At 67.0% G+C, this 16,890-nt stretch carries 13 protein-coding genes and 3 pseudogenes; 11 read left to right on the top strand and 5 right to left on the bottom strand.

Annotated elements, in window-relative coordinates:
* The first annotated feature begins 99 nt into the window (after window positions 1–99).
* From ACH4S9_RS15815 to ACH4S9_RS15805, 3 genes and pseudogenes are all read left to right on the top strand, one after another.
* Window positions 100–2,430, top strand: coding sequence for an alpha-L-arabinofuranosidase C-terminal domain-containing protein (locus tag ACH4S9_RS15815; RefSeq protein ID WP_398372271.1), 2,331 nt, complete (start codon window positions 100–102; stop codon window positions 2,428–2,430).
* Between the two features lie 245 nt (window positions 2,431–2,675).
* Window positions 2,676–3,004, top strand: a pseudogene (locus tag ACH4S9_RS15810) (transposase); the annotation flags it as partial.
* 41 nt (window positions 3,005–3,045) lie between these two features.
* A pseudogene (locus ACH4S9_RS15805) lies at window positions 3,046–3,165 on the top strand (ATP-binding protein); the annotation flags it as partial.
* 274 nt (window positions 3,166–3,439) lie between these two features.
* Here ACH4S9_RS15805 and ACH4S9_RS15800 read toward each other — a convergent pair.
* A complete protein-coding gene (locus ACH4S9_RS15800; protein ID WP_398372269.1) occupies window positions 3,440–4,051 on the bottom strand; it encodes a TetR family transcriptional regulator in 612 nt (203 codons plus the stop codon).
* A gap of 127 nt (window positions 4,052–4,178) precedes the next feature.
* Between ACH4S9_RS15800 and ACH4S9_RS15795 the strand changes: the two genes are divergently transcribed.
* The 5 genes from ACH4S9_RS15795 to ACH4S9_RS15775 all read left to right on the top strand — a co-directional run bounded on the left by ACH4S9_RS15795 (window position 4,179) and on the right by ACH4S9_RS15775 (window position 8,273).
* A complete protein-coding gene (locus ACH4S9_RS15795) occupies window positions 4,179–5,060 on the top strand; it encodes an SDR family NAD(P)-dependent oxidoreductase (RefSeq protein WP_385339939.1) in 882 nt (293 codons plus the stop codon).
* A gap of 63 nt (window positions 5,061–5,123) precedes the next feature.
* The gene (locus tag ACH4S9_RS15790; RefSeq protein ID WP_385339941.1) at window positions 5,124–6,062 is read left to right on the top strand and encodes a zinc-binding dehydrogenase; all 939 of its coding nucleotides are present in this window, start codon (window positions 5,124–5,126) and stop codon (window positions 6,060–6,062) included.
* Between the two features lie 1,259 nt (window positions 6,063–7,321).
* A complete protein-coding gene (locus tag ACH4S9_RS15785) occupies window positions 7,322–7,525 on the top strand; it encodes a hypothetical protein (RefSeq protein WP_311729210.1) in 204 nt (67 codons plus the stop codon).
* Window positions 7,522–7,947: a PIN domain nuclease gene (locus tag ACH4S9_RS15780; RefSeq protein ID WP_398372266.1), complete on the top strand. Its 426-nt coding sequence runs from the start codon at window positions 7,522–7,524 to the stop codon at window positions 7,945–7,947. The genes ACH4S9_RS15785 and ACH4S9_RS15780 overlap by 4 nt, the downstream gene beginning before the upstream one ends.
* Before the next feature lie 17 nt (window positions 7,948–7,964).
* Window positions 7,965–8,273 (top strand): helix-turn-helix domain-containing protein, encoded by a 309-nt coding sequence (locus tag ACH4S9_RS15775; protein ID WP_398372264.1) that lies wholly within the window; start codon window positions 7,965–7,967, stop codon window positions 8,271–8,273.
* A 272-nt stretch (window positions 8,274–8,545) separates the two neighbouring features.
* On the opposite strand, the gene ACH4S9_RS15770 is transcribed toward ACH4S9_RS15775, so the two are convergent.
* A complete protein-coding gene (locus ACH4S9_RS15770) occupies window positions 8,546–8,836 on the bottom strand; it encodes an integrase core domain-containing protein (protein WP_398372990.1) in 291 nt (96 codons plus the stop codon).
* 108 nt (window positions 8,837–8,944) lie between these two features.
* On the opposite strand from ACH4S9_RS15770, the pseudogene ACH4S9_RS15765 reads away from it, so the two are divergent.
* Window positions 8,945–10,039, top strand: a pseudogene (locus ACH4S9_RS15765) (integrase core domain-containing protein).
* 359 nt (window positions 10,040–10,398) lie between these two features.
* Here ACH4S9_RS15765 and ACH4S9_RS15760 read toward each other — a convergent pair.
* Genes ACH4S9_RS15760 through ACH4S9_RS15750 form a run of 3 tightly spaced genes read right to left on the bottom strand, consistent with a single transcriptional unit; the run spans window position 10,399 to window position 14,098 of the window.
* Window positions 10,399–11,340 (bottom strand): 3-hydroxyacyl-CoA dehydrogenase, encoded by a 942-nt coding sequence (locus ACH4S9_RS15760; RefSeq protein ID WP_398372262.1) that lies wholly within the window; start codon window positions 11,338–11,340, stop codon window positions 10,399–10,401.
* A gap of 32 nt (window positions 11,341–11,372) precedes the next feature.
* Window positions 11,373–12,611: an iron-containing alcohol dehydrogenase gene (locus ACH4S9_RS15755; protein ID WP_398372260.1), complete on the bottom strand. Its 1,239-nt coding sequence runs from the start codon at window positions 12,609–12,611 to the stop codon at window positions 11,373–11,375.
* Window positions 12,608–14,098 carry an NAD-dependent succinate-semialdehyde dehydrogenase gene (locus tag ACH4S9_RS15750; RefSeq protein ID WP_398372258.1) on the bottom strand — a complete coding sequence of 497 codons (1,491 nt, stop codon included), beginning with the start codon at window positions 14,096–14,098 and terminating at the stop codon, window positions 12,608–12,610. The genes ACH4S9_RS15755 and ACH4S9_RS15750 overlap by 4 nt, the downstream gene beginning before the upstream one ends.
* 235 nt (window positions 14,099–14,333) lie before the next feature.
* On the opposite strand from ACH4S9_RS15750, the gene ACH4S9_RS15745 reads away from it, so the two are divergent.
* Both ACH4S9_RS15745 and ACH4S9_RS15740 read left to right on the top strand, forming a co-directional pair.
* Complete coding sequence (locus ACH4S9_RS15745) at window positions 14,334–15,008, top strand: GntR family transcriptional regulator (protein ID WP_385339953.1); 675 nt, start codon at window positions 14,334–14,336, stop codon at window positions 15,006–15,008.
* A gap of 130 nt (window positions 15,009–15,138) precedes the next feature.
* Entirely contained in the window at window positions 15,139–16,854 is a 1,716-nt protein-coding gene (locus ACH4S9_RS15740) for a sigma-54-dependent Fis family transcriptional regulator (protein WP_385339955.1), read from the top strand.
* Window positions 16,855–16,890 lie beyond the last annotated feature (36 nt).

Genomic DNA, 16,890 nt, shown 5'->3' with positions numbered 1-16,890 from the left:
CCGCCGCCGACTCCTCCGGCAGCGGTCAGGACGCGGCCCTCAAGGGCGGAGCCGGTTGGGGCACCGGCAAGACCGGTGCTCACTGCCTCGACCTCACGGGTGGCGGCAACGCAACCACCACCACCGCCGGTCCTCGACACCTCCAAGGCGTTCTCCGTGTCCGCCTGGGTCAACCTCGCCCAGCTCGGCGGCTACCAGACAGCGGTGAGTATCAACGGAGGAACCGTCAGCGCCTTCTACCTGGGGGTGCGCGACGACACCGGCACCTTCTCCTTCGCCCGTCTGAACACGGATGCCGGCGGCAGCGCTGTGGTCGCGGCCGCCGCAGCAGCACCGACGACCGGCGCCTGGACCCACCTCACCGGGGTCAGCGACCCGTCGTCCGGTGTCATCCGCCTCTACGTCAACGGCGTTCTGGAAGGCGAGGTCGACTGCACCGCCGGCTGGGCCGGCACCGGCGAGACCGCGATAGGCCGGGCGCTCTACGGCGGCGGCCACGTCGACCAGTGGCACGGGCTCATCGACGACGTCTGGTTCTTCCCGTCCGTCCTCACCGCCGAGCAGGCGGCGCAGCTGGCCGGAGTGCCGGTCGGTTCCACGACACCGCTGCTCACCGTGGAGACGGGCTCGCCTGCCCACGCCGTCTCACCGATCCTGCCCGGCCTCATGTTCGAGGACATCAACCACTCCGGGGAAGGCGGCATCTACGCCGAACTGGTGCAGAACCGCTCGATGATGGCGGACAACAACACACCAGTCCACTGGTCGGCAGTCAGCGGATCCACCCTCGGTCTCGACACCGCGCACCCCCTCAACGACGCCCTCGACCGCTCCCTCAGAGTGGAACTGCCCGCCGGCACCGGGACAGGCAGCCGCGCCGGAGTCTCCAACGACGGGTTCTGGGGAATCCCCGTGCGCCCCAACACCACCTACACCGCCCTGCTTTTCGCCAAGGCGTCGCAGCACATCGGGCCACTGACCGTGGCCGTCGAATCAGCGGACGGCTCCCGGGTGTATGCGTCCGCGCAGCTCCGGCAGGTCGGCACGCAGTTCCCCGACCAGCCCGTCACGCTCACCCTGCACACCGGACGCGACGTCCCGGTAACCGGCAACGCCCGGCTGACCGTCACCACCACGGACCCCACCGCCGCGGGAACGACGCTCTGGCTCCAGCATGTCTCCCTCTTCCCACCCACCTACAAGAACCGTCCCAACGGGCTGCGCATCGACCTGATGGAAAAACTCGTCGCCCTGAAGCCGAAGTTCCTGCGCTTCCCCGGGGGCAACTTCCTCGAGGGCGGCATCATCGCCAACCGGTTCGCCTGGAAGAAAACCATCGGCCCGGCGTGGGAGCGCCCCGGCCACCAGGACGACGCCTGGGGCTACTGGTCCACCGACGGCCTGGGCCTGCCCGAATACCTCCAGTGGACCGAGGACATGGGAGCCCAGCCCGTCCTCGGCGTCTTCGCGGGCTACTCACTGTGGGGCGGGCACGTCACGGGCGACGAACTCAAGCCGTTCGTGCAGGACGCCCTCGACGAGATCGAGTACATCACCGGGCCCGTCACCAGCACGTGGGGCGCGAAGCGGGCAGCGGACGGCCACCCCGCGCCCTTCCCGCTGGAGTACGTCGAGATCGGCAACGAGGACTTCTTCGACACGTCCGGTTCCTACGAGGAGCGCTACGCCGCCTTCCACGACGCGATCAGGGCGGCGTATCCCCGTATCAAGCTCATCGCCACGATGCCGGTGAACAGCCGCACGCCGGACGTGATCGACGAGCACTACTACTTCTCGTCCTCGGCCGGCCAAGCCTCCACCCACAAGTACGACAATCGGGACCGCGCCTCAACCAAGGTGTTCGTCGGCGAGTGGGCCGCACAGGAAGGCAGGCCCACACCCAACCTCAACGCCGCCCTGGCCGACGCCGCCTGGCTCACCGGCCTGATCCGCAACTCCGACCAGGTACTCATGGAGTGCTACGCACCGCTCTTCTCCCACGTCGAGAACAACACCTGGGCCACCAACCTCATCGCCTACAACAACCTCACCAGCTACGCCTCACCCAGCTACTGGGTCCAGCACATGCTCACCCAGCAGCTCGGCACCACCGTGCTGCCCGCCACCGCCCGGGCGCTGCCCTCCGTCGCCGCGGTCGCCACCCGCTCCGGGAAGACCGTCTACCTCGCGATCGTCAACTCCGCCTCCCACCAAGTGGACCTGCCGATCACGCTCAACGGGCTGAACGGAGGCGTCAGGCGAAAGGCCAAGGCCACCGTCCTCACCGGCCCCTCACGCACCACGACCAACACGCTCGACAAGCCGGACACCCTGACGCCGAAGACCGCCACCGTCACCGGCGCCGCCGCGACCTTCACCACCACCGTGCCAGCGCTCTCCGTCACCGTGCTCGAACTCACCTTGAACTGAAGCGCCCCACAGCAACCTGATCCCAACGCAGGGGACGGGGCCGACTCCGTCTCCTCAACCGGCGCGGTAAGCAGGCACCCCTGCGTCCGCCCGTTCGGGGACCACGGCTGAGCCATCCATGCCCGTGGTCATGGGAAGGGGTGCGTGGCCGCCGTACTCGACGGGGGCCACGCACCCCTTCCCCGGTAGATCTCCTCCGGCAAGCCTGGAGCGCTCCCTCCAGGCCCGGGAGAGTGGCGGCCCACGCCAGCAGCTTCGAGCCGCAGATCGTCAAGAAGCGGCAGCGGCGCTTGACCGGCGTGGACGAGATGGTGCTGTCGCTGTCCGCGAAGGGAGTCACTCACGGCGAGATCTCCGCGTACCTGGCCGAGGTGTACGGCGCGGAGGTGTCCAAGCAGATCATCTCCACCATCACTGACAAGATCATGGACGGCATGGCCGAATGGCAGAACCGGCCGCTGGCTACCCGGTCCTGTTCGTGGACGCCATCAACGTGAAGATCAGGGATGGGCAGGTCGCGAACCGTCCGGTTTACGTCGTGATGGCGGTGACCGTGGACGGCACCCGCGACATCCGGAGGCGGCGGACCTCTTCTTCCCGTTCGTCTCGGGCCGTTACGAACGCGCGTCCGTGATCGTGACCAGCAACAACCTCTCCGGATGCTGGGGCGATGTCTTCGGCGACGACACCGTCGCAGCCGCGATGATCGACCGCCTCGTCCACCATGCCGAGTGATCTCCCTCAAGGGAGACAGCTACCGCATGCGCGGACGCGACCTCGGACGGGTTCCTGCCGCCAGCACCGGGGAATGACCAACATCAGCTGACAGCAGAGGCCCGCTTTGCATCCGCTGCCGCTGGCCCACGACTCAGCCACTCACCGACAAGTCGCTTGTGCTGAGCGGAAATCGCCGGTGAAGGACCCGGGCCGGTGCACAAGGCCCGTCCCCGCCTCAGCGTGCGTCGCGAATAATCGCGGCGTGCGGAGCCTGAGGTAACCCCCAAGGACCTCACCGTCGGTCGAGCCATTCCTGCAGCACATCGCAGAGCGGAGCGAGATCCGCCGCAAGGCCGCGAAGCAGCTCGGAAGCGGGCTTCGACGAGGGCCGCCAGCTGCGGAGGGCGGCGAGGAAGGCGGCTTGGACGGCGCCACCGATGCTCGCCGGCACCAGATCGCGCTCGCTGACACCCAGACGTGATGCCACGTACTCGCTCACCGCGTCGGCCCAGCTGATCCACTGCACCAGCCCCTCGGCCCTGAGCTCGGCGGAGTTGTCGAAGACGATGAACCGCGTCAACCAGATTCCCCGCTCGTCGACGGAGGAGCGCAGGGCTTCCACGACGCAGGAGCTGACCACCGTCATGGCCGGCTCCCGCGCGTCCGCCTCCGCCAACAGGTGTCGCAGATGACGGGTGTGCGCGTCGAAGGCGTACCAGATGATCTCCGACTTCGACCCGAAGTAGCGGAAGAACGTCGTCTTGCTGACGCCGGACGCCGCGATGATCTCCGCGAGGCTGGTCTCGGTGTAGCCGCGCTCCAGGAAGAGCCCGATGGCCACCGCCTCGACCTTCTCGCGCGACGACACCGGTGGCCGTCCTCGGGGCCGCTTGACCTGGGTCATCTCGGCACGTCCTCACCGCTCAGAATATTTTCGGAACCAAGTACCATTATTAACCGGCGGGACCGGGCCGCGCGGGAGCGCGGGCGATCCCGGAGGGTCTTCCGCCGTCCCAAGGAGGTACACGCGCATGGCACAGGAACTCGCGGACAAGGTCGCCGTCGTCACCGGAGGGGTGAGCGGAATCGGCCGGGGCATCGTCGATGTCTTCCTGGAGGAGGGTGCACGGATCGTCGTCGGCGACATCGACGACGAGGCCGGTCACGCACTCCAGCGGGAGCTCGGCGACGACGTCACCTTCGAGCACACCGATGTCACGGTCCCCGCCGACATGGAGGCCCTCATCGCTCGGGCCGTGAGCCGGTACGGCGAGCTGAACATCATGGTGAACAACGCAGGAGCCCTCGGCGAACAGAGCGGGCTGCTCGACCTCGACCCCGACGGCTTCACCCGCACCAGCGACCTTCTGCTCCGCTCGGTGGTCCTGGGCCACACGTACGCCGGCCGCCGGATGAAGCAGCAGGGCACCGGGGGCAGCATCGTGTCCATGTCGAGCATCGCCGGCATCCAGGCCGGCCTGTCCTCGGTGTCGTACGACGCCGCGAAGGCCGGAATCCTCCAGGTCGCCCGGACCGCCACCCATGAACTGGCCCCCTACAAGATCCGCTCCAATGTCATCCTGCCGGGTCTCATTCTGACGCCGATCATGGCGAAGGGAACCGACCTCGATCCCTCGCAGTACCCGGCCTTCGTCGACGCGCTCAAGGAGCCGCTGGGGGAGCTGCACCCGATCGGCCGCGGCGGTCTGCCCCGTGATCTGGCCAACGCGGCCCTGTTCTTCGCCAGCGACCGCTCGGCGTTCATCACCGGCCAGCACATTGCGGTCGACGGCGGTATCACCTCCGTGTCCAACCGGGACATGGGCTCGGTCGTCGGCAAGGCGTTCACCGCCATGGGCATCACCGGCGTCGACCCCCACTTCTCCGCCGCCGCCAAGCACGACGCCGCATAGCAGGAAACGAGCGGCCGGACCAGCAACACGGTCCACCGGCCGGTGGACCCGAAAGGAATCAACATGAAGGCATGGCAGTTCACCGAGGTCGGAAAGCCCCTCGCCCGCAACGAGATCCCGGAACCGGAAGCCGGGGCCGGCGAGATCGTCATCGAGGTGAAGGCGGCCGGTCTCTGCCACAGTGACGTCGGATTCCTCGACGGCACCCTGACCTCACTGCTGCCCTTCCGCCCGATCACCCTCGGCCACGAGATCGCGGGCGTCGTCGCCTCCACCGGCGTCGGAGCCTCCCGTTTTTCCGTCGGCGACAAGGTCGCCGTGCCCGCCGCGATCGAAGGTCCGGGCACCTCGTCGAACGGAGGCTTCCAGCCCAGGATCGCCGTACGCGAAGACCTGGTGATCCCGCTGCCGGACGGCATCGCCTGGGACCAGGCAGCCGCCGCGACCGACGCGGGGCTCACCTCCTACCACGCCATGATCGTGCAGGGAGGCGTCACGGCCGGCACCAAGGTGGGTGTCATCGGGTTCGGCGGGCTGGGCTCGCTGGGTGCCCAGGTGGCCCTCGCCGTCGGCGCCGAGGTTTATGTGATCGAGAAGAACGAGAAGGTGCACGCCTTCGCCCGCGAACTCGGCGTCACGGATGTCGCGGCGGACATCGCCGCGTTCGCCCACGTGCAGTTCGACGTCGTCGTGGACTTCGTCGGAGTCGGCACCACGACCAACGCGGCGGTGGAAGCCGTACGACGCGACGGGCGCGTCGTACTCGTGGGTCTGGGCACCGGTGAAGGCACCATCAATCTCCAAACGCTCACCCTCAACCAGGTCACGCTCATCGGCTCCCAGGCCGGCACTCCCGAGGACTGCCAGGCGGTCGTCCAACTCATCGCCGACGCCAAGGTCGCTTCCCGTATCACCCACATCGGATTCGACGAGATCGGCGACGGCATCGGCAGGCTCGAACGAGGAGAGGTCATCGGCCGACTGGTCGCCCTGTACGACTGACCAGGCGAGTTCGGCTGAACCCTTCGGTGTGTCAACCTACCGAGCGGGCTGCTGAGCCGGGCCCTTGAGAGCGTGTTTGCGGTCGGCGCGTTCCAGGGTTGTGCCGATGGCGGTGACGGCCTCGCGGGCTGCGTTGGGGACCCAGTGGCTGTAGAGGCGTGGTGGCCGGCGTCTTGGAGGCTACCGCCAGCGGCACCCCGCGAGCTGATCATGAACCGCCGCGGATCGATTGGAGACTCGACCCGCGGCGGTCACCGCCCCGGCCCAGATCGCCAGCCTCGATATACGACGGCGCGAGCGCCTCGGCAGCATCCGCCACGAGCACCGACATGCCGCATGACCTGTCAGGATGTGATTTCCGGCAAGCGCACCTCTGCGAACTGTCTCGCTACGGCACCACAGAGCCGGATACGGCGCTCACGCCCTGGGAGTGCCCCATCTGCCGGCCGGCGACAAGGGGCTTTACCCCGCCTTGACGCGGGGCGCACCCCGGCAGCCAGGAACCCCACGCGCGAGCTGCCTGCGAAAACTGGCCCGGAGAGATCAACAGCAGTCAGCCCCGCCCCTGTCGCACGGGGAGCACGACATCGTGCTCCCACCGCGAAAGGTGCTCGGGAGCCGACAAGGGGTCCTTATGCCTCTCGATGCAGAAGACATCCGGATCGATCGGGTGACGTAGGGGGACTGTGGTTGACGGCGCGGTACGGCGCTGTAGGTCTACCGGATCGGGTGACGGACGAATCGGGCACCGTTGACACGTCTGCGAGTTGGGAGCACGAGGGCTCCCACTTGCTCCCAGCCCGGACATGGTTAAGGCCGCCTCCGCTACTCGCGGAAACGGCCTCCGACCTGCGATGATGCTGGTCGGGACGACAGGATTTGAACCTGCGACCCCTTGACCCCCAGCCCTGTGACTACTCTCTGCAACCACCCGTATCAGGCTGTAGCAATCCATTCAGGGCCATACACCGCCGCACGAAGCCCAAGAAGCACACACCCCGCACACTACGCGCCAGTCGGCGTCGCCGGGGCGCAGTCGGGCGACGTATCCCTCCTTCGAGTGACGCGGACCACGGTCCGGCGACTTTGACCGCGTGGACCCGAGCCCCCCTCGCCCGTCCATGGGAGCCGGCGCGGGGTATCGCAGCCGAGGCCAACCCTCGGCATACGCGTTGATGTCGACCGCGCGACACCTGCGCCGGCGCCGCCGATAAGGGATTTGTTATCGTCATGAGGGTGCCCAGGCATTCAGGGAGGACATGATGGCCAAGATCACCATTGAGATCGACGAGGAGCGCCTCGCCGAGGCCAAGCAACTCCTGCACACCGAGGATGACGCCGAAGTCGTGGCCAAGGCGGTGGATATTGCGGTCGGTGCGATCTACCAGCGTCGCGCGGCCCGGCAGCGGCTGAGCGAGCTCGCGGGTGAGGGCGGCGCCTTCGGCGAGGCCCGCCCGGCGTGAGCACGTCCCACTACCTGATCGACACCAGCGCCTGCAACCGCCTGTTCCTCACCCCCGCCGTGGAACGACACTGGGCCACGGTCCTGGACGAGGGCCGCGCGAGTGTGTGCGAGATCACCGAACTCGAACTGGTCCGCGCCACCGGCGGCCGCGACGAGCGGGCCGTGCTGGAGCGCTACCTCCACGACGCCTTCGGATGGACCCCTGTGCCCGACCGTGCTCTCACCCGGGCCCGGCAGGTGCAAGACCTTCTCGTCGCCACAAGCTGGCACCAGGGGCCGGGAGCGGTCGACCTGATGACCGCCGCCACCGCAGAACTATGCGGACTGACCTTGCTGCACTACGACGCGGACTTCGAAACCATCGCCAAAGTGACCGGACAACCCCACCAGTGGATCGCCCCACGCGGCAGCGTCGACTGACAAGGACAACGGCCACCATGGACCACACCACACACCCGGCCAAGCACACCGACGCGGCACCGCCTGACAAGACCACCACCCACATCTGGGGGGCCTTCCTGAAAAAGGCCCGGCGCAGCCGAGGAATGAGCCAGCGGGCACTGGCCCGGGAACTGGGAGTCAGCCAGGCCCGGATCGCGCAGATCGAAAACGGAGCCAGCACCCCGCAGATCGACACCATGGCCGCTTACATCACCGCCCTCGGCGGCGAGCTGACCCTGCGAGCCGACTTCCACGACCACGTCACCCAGACCACATGGCCCCAACCACACACCGCAGAAGGCTGACACCCACACAGGCCGATTTCACGTGGTGACGCACCGCCTGTGCCAGCACCCGAGCGGCGCGTCACACCACAACAGGGCAGACGCTGCCTGATGCGGCACTGGATGCCCGCCGATGACATGGCGCGATGCGGTCTCGACGCCGCTGACTCCCGGATTGCGGCCGCCGACGGGAGGCACGGTGGTGTCGAGACCGTTTGGACGAGGCAGAAGGCACACGGCGTGTCACGGATGTGGGCTGTGGCCTGCGGGGCTCGAATAATCGTCGCTCCTGGTCAAGAGGCATATCTGTACTCGTTGATCACACCGCCGAGGACGCGAGTGCGCAGGACTTTGCGGCTGGCCGGCTTCAGGACTGGAGGTGGTTGTCCGTGAGCTTGGGGAGGTAGTTGGCATCGGGCCCGGTGGGGGCGGTGCGCGTTGTAGTGCCTCTGGTACGCGGCCAGGACCTGGCGCGCGTGACCTTCACCGAGGATGAGTATGTGGTCGAGGACTTCTCGACGGAGAGTGCCGATCACTCGTTCGCAGCGGGCGTTGGCCTTCGAGGCCCTGCGCTTGCCGAGAATGTCATCCGCCCTGGTCGGAAGCCTGGACCCGGACTGGCGGTCGTCGGCCTCGTCGCTCGAGTCGGCGCTCTCGCGTAGCCGGTAGTCGACGCGTCATGATGATCGACCGTGCTGCTGCGAGTGGCCTACCGGGGAGTGACCAACGCATTCGCGCTGCTGCGTCTGCTGCCGATGAGCGACCGGAACAAGGATGCGGAGATCCTGGCCCTCCGCCATCAGATCACAGTGCTCGAACGCCAACTCGGTGGTGCCCGAGTACGGTTCACCCCGGGCGACCGGGCGTTCCTGGCGGCGCTGCTGCACCGGCTGCCGTTGCCGGCTCTGCGGCGGGTGCGGCTGCTCATGCGCCTGACACGGTGCTGCGCTGGCATCGCGACCTCGCAAGGCGCCGGCATGCCGCCTTATCGCGGCCCAAGCGACCCGGTCGACCTCGTAAAGCACGGTCCATCCGGATTCTGGTGCTGCGGCTGGCGAGGAATCCAAGCTGGGGCTACAGGCGCCTTCACGGCGAACTGCTCGTGCTGGGAGTGAAAGTGGCCGCCTCGACCGTCTGGAAGATCCTGAAGGATGCCGACATCGATCCGGCGCCCGACCGGAGCTCCAGCACATGGGCCGACTTCCCGCGCTCCCAAGCCGACGCCCACCTGGCCTGCGACTTCTTTGAGGCGGTCACCCTGTCCGGCGCCCGGATGTACGTACTCGCGGTGATCGAACACAGCAGCCGCCGCATCCGGGTCCTGGGCGCCACCGCACACCCGACCACATCCTGGGTAACCCAAGCGGCGAAGAATCTGGTCATGGATCTCGAGGACGTAGGCTGCCGGGCACGATTCATGATCCGGGACAGGGACGGGAAGTTCCCCGCCCCGTTCGACGCCGTCCTCAAGGACACGGAGATCGAGATCGTCCTCACCGGCATCCAGATGCCGAGAATGAACTCGATCACGGAAAGGTGGGCGCAGACCTTGCAGACACGAACTCCTGGACCGGACCTTGATCCGGAACCAGCGCCACCTCCTCCACGCCCTACGAGAATTCGAGCAGTTCTACAACTCCCATCGACCGCACCAGGGCATCGCGAACGCCCGACCACTACACCCACTCCCCACACCAATCGACGATCCCGACAAGCTGAACGACCTCGCCATCCGACGCCACGACCGCCTTGGCGGCATCCTCCACGAATACAGACATGCCGCGTGACCTGCACGGACGAGATATTCGGCAAGCGCAGGGCTCCGCCAGGACTTCGACGCCGTCATCGCCGGCCTCACGATGGAGTGGAACTCCGGTCGAGTCGAGGGGAACGTAAACCGGGTGAAACGGATCAAGAGGGACTGGTATGGACGCGCTGGCTTCGACCTACTCCGTTTGCAGATCCTCCACGCGGACTGACCGATGTCACAGCCAGTCACCGCTCCACAGAGAGTGGATCAGAACCGTTCTCCATGGCCGCCGTCACGTGTCGGAGTCGTTGGGTGATCGAGGCGCCTCGGACAGTTCACATATTTGATGTCCCTCGACCAGCCATCCGCGCCGACAAGTGAAGACCCGAGAGGAACTCAGGAGGTGGCGCGGATGTCCTCCCACAGTGGCGTCAGCCGCATGAGCTGCTCGTCTCGCCAGCGAACCCGCTCTTCCCATCGGTCGAGTGAGAGAAGAGTGCGACGCTGGTGTACGGCGGTCGACACGAGGTCCGGCGTCCATGGGTCGTTCTGACCGCGCTCAGCGCCCATTCGTGCATACGCGGGTCCCATTTTCTCCGCGTGTGATTCAAGACCGCCGCGGGTGTTGAGGTCGACGGTTTCGAATGGGCCGACGAGACTCCACCGGCGCCCAAGACCACTGCGGACGACTTCGTCGATCTCGTCAACGGTCGCAACCCCGTCTCGGACCAGGCAGTAGGCCTCACGCAGTACCGCGCCTTGAAGACGGTTGAACACGAACCCTTCCGGTTCATGGTTGACCGTGATCGGGCGTAGCCCTGCGCCCGTGTAGATGGCACGGGCGCGCTCGACGGCCCACGTAGCAGTGCAGGGGGAGGGGACGAGCTCGATCACCGGGATGAGGTACGGCGGGTTGCCGGGGTGACCGACCAGGATCCGGTCCCGTAGCTCTTCGGGCAGGTCGGCTGTGATGAGACTGGGACGTATCGCTGAGCTCGAGCTGGCGAACACCGCTTGATCAGGCGCGCTCTGGGCCGCACGCCGGATCAGCTCCTGCTTGACGTCTACCCGCTCCGGGGCGCATTCCTGCACCAGCGCTACTCCCGCGACCGCCTCCGCCAAGTCACGGGCGAACGTGACCCGCGCACTCACAGCGCTTGGATTCTCGACGAGGCCGTGCACGGACAACTGGACAAGGCGATCGGAGAGCTCACCGTGGGCGCGCTCCAGAGCGTCCGGGAACGGATCCCACACCCGGACCGCGTGCCCGGCTCGTGCGAAGACGATTGCAAAGGCGACCCCGATGGAGCCGGCGCCGGCGACGGCGACCGGCTCCATCGGGCCACTTGTCGGTGTCGCAGCTGTGCTCGTCACACCGACCACCAGGTGCGGTCGTTGTCGTAGCCACGCTGCAGGATCTCAACAACGGACTCGTGGGTGAGATCGCGCGGGTTGTTGGCCGTCAGGCGGGTCGCGAGCATCGCCTGGTCGGCCACGTAGGAGAAGTCCTTCGGGTCCAGGCCGAGCGTCTTCAGGTCGGTTGGGCAGCCGACGGTCTCCAGCAGCGCCTCTACGCGGGCGATGCCGGCCTTCGCCTGATCCAACGGGGTCGACTCGGGGTCCGCGGCACCGAGCAGCGCCCCGATCTCGGCGAATTCCGCGATCCGGGTCGGAAGGTTGAAGCGCATCACGTACGGCAGAAGCGCTCCGACACCGAACCCGTGCGAGGTGTGGGTCAGCGCACCGATCGGGGACTGGATCGCGTGTGCCGCGGCGGTACCGGCGGTGTTGATGGCCATGCCTGCGTTGTACGCGGCCAGCATTGTCGCGGAGCGTGCTTCGATGTCGGACGGGTCAGCGACCACGCCCTCCAGGGACGAGTTGAGCAGAGTCAGGCCGCTGCGGCAGAAGATGTCGGTCAGCGGGTTCTTCCCGACGTAGAGATGATTGACCAGAAACTCCGGCGTCACGTCCTTGACCCGGTCGGTGAACGTCTCGACCAGGTGAGTCAGCGCGTCGGCCGCCGTGGCTGCGGTGAGTGCCGGCGGGCAGGAGACGGTGAGCTCAGGGTCGATGACGGCGGCGTACGCCTCCAGGTGTGGGCTGGCCACGCCGACCTTCATGCCCTTCTCCCGGTCAAAGACGACCGAGATACAGGTAACCTCGGCGCCGGTACCGGCGGTGGTGGGTACGGTGATGACCGGAAGCCCGGGGCCCGGGACGAGGAACTCGCCGTAGTAGTCCCGAACGTCGCCGCCGTGTGCGAGGACGGCAGCGGACACCTTCGCCAAGTCGAGACAGGAGCCGCCGCCGACCGCGAGCAGCGCATCCACGCCGGCGTCGCCGTACCGGTCGACGAGGGTGAGTACGTTCTCGCGAGGCAGGTCCGGCTCAGCCTCAGAGAACACCGAGACCGTGATCCCTTGTCTTTCGATGGCAGTCACCATGTCCTTGAATTCGGTCACCTGTGCCATACGGGCGTCAGTGACGACGAGGACGTGCCGTCCGATCTCGGCAAGGAGATGGGGCAGGTGGCGCCGCTCGCCGGGACCGAAAAGAACGGTCTTGGGCTGGCGCAGGACGCCGATGGAGGCGACGCAGGCGGTCACAGGCCTGCCTCCGTCTCGTCCACGGTGATGGCGAGGTACTTGGGCTCGAGAAACTCATAGATCGCCTCGTGTCCGCCTTCGCGGCCCAGGCCGGAGGCCTTGATGCCGCCGAACGCCGCTGCGGGGTCGGCCATGATGCCGCGGTTGATGCCGACCATGCCGAAATCGAGGCGCTCGCTCACGGCAATGGCGCGGTCCACGTTGCGGGTGAACACGTACGCGGCAAGGCCGTAGGTGGTGTCGTTGGCGACCTTGACGGCCTCGGCGACCGAGTCAACGGTGTAGATCGTCGCGATGGGGGCGAACAGCTCCTGGTGGCAAAGGTGGTCATCCGCCTCCGTCACCGAGAAGACGGTCGGCTCGAAGAAGAATCCGTCGCCCGGCACCTCTTTGCCTCCGGTCAGCAGGGTCGCGCCGATCTCAGAGAAGCCGTTGACGAGCTCCTTGACGGTGTCGCGCTGTTGGGCCGAGATGATCGGGCCGACCTCCGTGGCCGGGTCGAACCCGTCGCCGACCTTCAGCTTCTCGGTCAACGCGACGAACTTGGCCGTGAACTCTTCCACGACGCGGCTGTCGACGATGATCCGGTTGGCCGCCACACACGCCTGACCGGCGTTGCGGAACTTGCACACGATCGCCTGCTCGGCCGCCAGGTCGAGGTCGGCGTCATCGAGCACGATGAACGGACCGTCGCCGCCGAGTTCCATCGAAGCATTGGTGATGTTCGCAGCCGCCTGGCTCAGCAGGGTACTCCCCACACCGGTCGAGCCGGTGAAGCTCACCTTGCGCAGACGGCTGTCCGCCATGAGCGCTGCCGACACCTTGGACGAGGTCGTCGTGTGGACGAGGTTGACCACACCCGCCGGGAAACCGGCATCGTGCAGCGCCTGCACGAACAGCGCGCAGGTCAGCGGAGTCTCCTTCGCGGACTTCACCACGACCGTGCATCCGGCAGCGAGCGCCGCGCCGGCCTTGCGGGCGATCATCAGCAACGGGAAGTTCCACGGAGTGATGAGAAGGCACGGGCCGACCGGCTGGTGGGTGGTGACGACACGGTAGGCGCCTCGGGAGCCGTGTGCGTAGGTGCCGTGAAGGTGGGCGATCTGCTCGGCGTACCAGAGGAAGAAGTCGGCCGAGAGCTGGAACTCACCCCGGGCCTCGCCCAACGGCTTGCCACTCTCCAGCGTCATGGTCTCGACGATCTCGTCGGCACGCTGCAGGAGCAGCCGGTGCGCGCGGTGGAACAGGTCGGCACGCTCGCGCGGAAGCACGTGCCGCCAGGCATCCTGAGCGGCGACGGCCGCATCGAGCGCGGCGAGTGCCTGATCGACGGTGCCGTCAGCGACCTCGGCGATCGTCTGACCCTTTGCGGGGTTGACGACCGAGAACGTCTCGGCGGCGGGTGTCCACACACCGTCGATGTACAGATCGACGGGGATCTCCCGTCCGCGGACCTGTGCTGTGACCGGCGCGGTCGGTGTCGTCATGGAAGGGGTCCTCCTCTTTCGGCGGGAGCGGGTGCGGCGGCAACCAGCCGGCTCGGGTAGAGCTGCCGTCGGTGCCGCACGGCACGTTCGCGCGGTGACGTATTACCGTCATCTCGTAATACGCTACGAGCCAAAGCGCGGGATATGGTCCGGTGCATCGATTTGAGACAGTGCCTCACGAGCCCCAAGAGCCGCTGGGCCTGGCAAGCAACAGTTGGAGGCTGAGGGACCCGTCATGAGCACTTCGAGACTGACTCGACATGCGGCACCGCTGCGGCAGCAGATCACACGCCTGCTTCGTGAAGACATCCTGAGCGGGGCCTTCCAGCCTGGCGACGCCCTGCGCGAGAGCGGCCTGTGCGAGGCCTACGGAGTCTCGCGCACCGTAGTCAGAGAAGCACTGCGCCAGCTCGAGGCTGAGCGGCTGGTGACGGTGGTCGCCCACCACGGACCGGTCGTCACCGTGTTGACACCGCAGGACATCGAGCAGATCTACGAGGTACGGCGCGCGCTCGAGGGCCTGATGGGCGAACTCTTCGTGGCACGCGCGTCAGAGCAGGTGAAGAGCGAGTTGCGACAGCTCCTGATCGAGATGGAGACGACCTACCTCAGGGGGACCATCAAGACACGCGAGGAGGCAAACGAGCGGTTCTACGGGCTCCTGCTCGAAGGCGCCGGCAACCCGGTCCTCACCGAGGATGTCGCCCGCATTCACGCTCGGGTCCAGATCTTTCGCCGCTACGCGTTCATGGACGACCAACGGGCGGGGATCTCCTTTGAGGAATTCGGCCGCATCATCGAAGCCGCGGCTGTTGCGTGTGACGCCGCCGCGGCGCGAGCCGCGTGCGAGCACCATGTCCGCGGCGCAGCAGCGCTGGCCGTCGATGAGTATCGCCGTCGTCTGGCCTGAGACCTCGAGCGACTCGCATGATCAGGAATCGACGCTCGTCGAGCTTCTCCCATTACGGAATGAATTGTGATGTGGCACTATACGCGCCATATCGCATTATGCTCCGGCTCTGCATGAGGAAGGGAAGAGCATGTCGATTGGGCCAGTCCACGCGCTCAAAGACGAGTGGTTGACAGGGAGCACCGACCGCATAGATGTCGAGCCTGCGCTGCTGAGGTCCTGGGAGCGTTCCCGGGAGGCGCTCGGTGTGCCGGCCAACGTCCGGGAGGTCCCGCATGTGGCGGAAGATGAGCTCGATCAGCATCTCCTGGATCTGTTTCAGGCGCCGATGTCACGTTTCTCCGCTGACTTGTCAGGAACGGGCGTCGGCCTTCTGCTGGCGGACGCCCAAGGTCGTATTCTCGGACGCTGGGCCGCAGACCGTGACGCGTGGCGTCACTTCGACATGGTCGGAACCGGCCGCGGAGCCGTCCTGGATGAGTCGCTCGTGGGCACCAACGGCGTCGGCACGGTCTTGGCGACCGGGCAGAGCATCCAGATCACGGGCGCGGAGCACTACGCGGACATGTACAGCGAGGCCGTCTGTACCGGAACGCCGATCCGGCACCCGCTGACCCAGAAGATCGTTGCTGTGGTGACGTTGTCCAGCGGGCTCATCGAGGGCCGTTCGCTGCTGCGGCCCATGGTCAAGACGGTCGCCGACCAGTTGCAGCAGCATCTCCTTGATGTGGCCTCCCCCAAGGCCCGGGCGGTCTTCCAAGCATTCCTGGACGCCTCGAAGGCAAAGGCCGGTGCGGTGGTCGGGTTCGGTCCGCAGGGACTGATCATGCAGAGCCAGGGCGCTGCCCGCCTGTCCAGCGCAGATGTCGCGGCGCTTGGAGATCTGGCCCAGCGGCAATCCGGTGGCCGGTTCATCATCGAACTCTCCGGCGCCCCCACCGAGGTCCGGCTGGCACCAGTTGAGGGCGGCGCCGGAGCCATCGTGTCCTTCCAGCGGGGCAGGACCTCGACCACCACTGCGCTGGGGCCGGCTCGGGCGCAGCTGATCGGACGCTCGCCGGACTGGATGGCGGCTCTGCACGCGGTCGCACGAAGACGGGGGGCGACGCGGCCGGTGGTGATCGCCGGCGAGGCCGGCGTCGGGAAGACGTCACTTGCCCTGGGGTTCCCGTTCCGTTCCGGCGAGCCCGGACCAGGCGCTCACATCGTGATCGACACGGTGGAGCGGACCCTGATCGGCGGGAAGCGATGGCTTCGCGGCATCGCGGAGCGGTTGCAAGGCGGAGCGCCCGTGATCGTCAAGGGGATCGACGCCCTCGACCCCGCAGCGAGGCTCGCACTGTCCGGGCTGTTGGAGATGAGCGTTCCGAAGGGCCCTGTGATGCTCACCGCCACGCTTCGCTCGGCCGCTGAGGCCGAGGAGACGGCGGTGGGTCTCGGGGCGTCACACGTATGGGTTCCCCCGCTGAGGGAGCGCACCGCCGACTTGTCTGCTTTGTGGCGCTACTTCACGGACCGGGCCATGCCGGGCGTCGGCCTGGAGCCACGTGCGGAGACCCTTGACCTGCTCACCGGATACGAGTGGCCCCGCAACCTCAAGGAGCTCCACAACGTCGTGGAGGGGCTGGCGCTTGCCGGCAAACGCGGATACGTCCTCCCCAGTGACCTGCCGGAGCGGATCCAGGGTGCCAGTTCGCGGACCATGATCGAGCGTGCCGAGCTTGAGGTGATCTCTCGGGCGCTGCGGGAAGCCGACGGAAACCGTTCCCGCGCCGCGGAGATGCTCGGCCTGTCCCGAGCGACGATCTACCGCAAGATGAAGGCCTACAAGATCACCGACTCGTGACGGGTGACTGCAGAACGGCCGCCGCGCAGCCACCTC

The organism is Streptomyces sp. NPDC021225, assembly GCF_044332865.1.
GTDB lineage: Bacteria > Actinomycetota > Actinomycetes > Streptomycetales > Streptomycetaceae > Streptomyces.
Note: the sequence above shows the minus strand (reverse complement) of the source record. Positions and strands in the feature narration are given on the sequence as shown.

Excerpts from the sequence above, each read along its gene's own strand:
- ACH4S9_RS15790 (WP_385339941.1), top strand. The coding sequence starts at position 5,124 with ATGAAGGCATGGCAGTTCACCGAGGTCGGAAAGCCCCTCGCCCGCAAC.
- ACH4S9_RS15760 (WP_398372262.1), bottom strand. The coding sequence starts at position 11,340 with ATGGAGCCGGTCGCCGTCGCCGGCGCCGGCTCCATCGGGGTCGCCTTT.
- ACH4S9_RS15775 (WP_398372264.1), top strand. The coding sequence starts at position 7,965 with ATGGACCACACCACACACCCGGCCAAGCACACCGACGCGGCACCGCCT.
- ACH4S9_RS15795 (WP_385339939.1), top strand. The coding sequence starts at position 4,179 with ATGGCACAGGAACTCGCGGACAAGGTCGCCGTCGTCACCGGAGGGGTG.
- ACH4S9_RS15745 (WP_385339953.1), top strand. The coding sequence starts at position 14,334 with ATGAGCACTTCGAGACTGACTCGACATGCGGCACCGCTGCGGCAGCAG.
- ACH4S9_RS15785 (WP_311729210.1), top strand. The coding sequence starts at position 7,322 with ATGATGGCCAAGATCACCATTGAGATCGACGAGGAGCGCCTCGCCGAG.
- ACH4S9_RS15740 (WP_385339955.1), top strand. The coding sequence starts at position 15,139 with ATGTCGATTGGGCCAGTCCACGCGCTCAAAGACGAGTGGTTGACAGGG.
- ACH4S9_RS15750 (WP_398372258.1), bottom strand. The coding sequence starts at position 14,098 with ATGACGACACCGACCGCGCCGGTCACAGCACAGGTCCGCGGACGGGAG.
- ACH4S9_RS15800 (WP_398372269.1), bottom strand. The coding sequence starts at position 4,051 with ATGACCCAGGTCAAGCGGCCCCGAGGACGGCCACCGGTGTCGTCGCGC.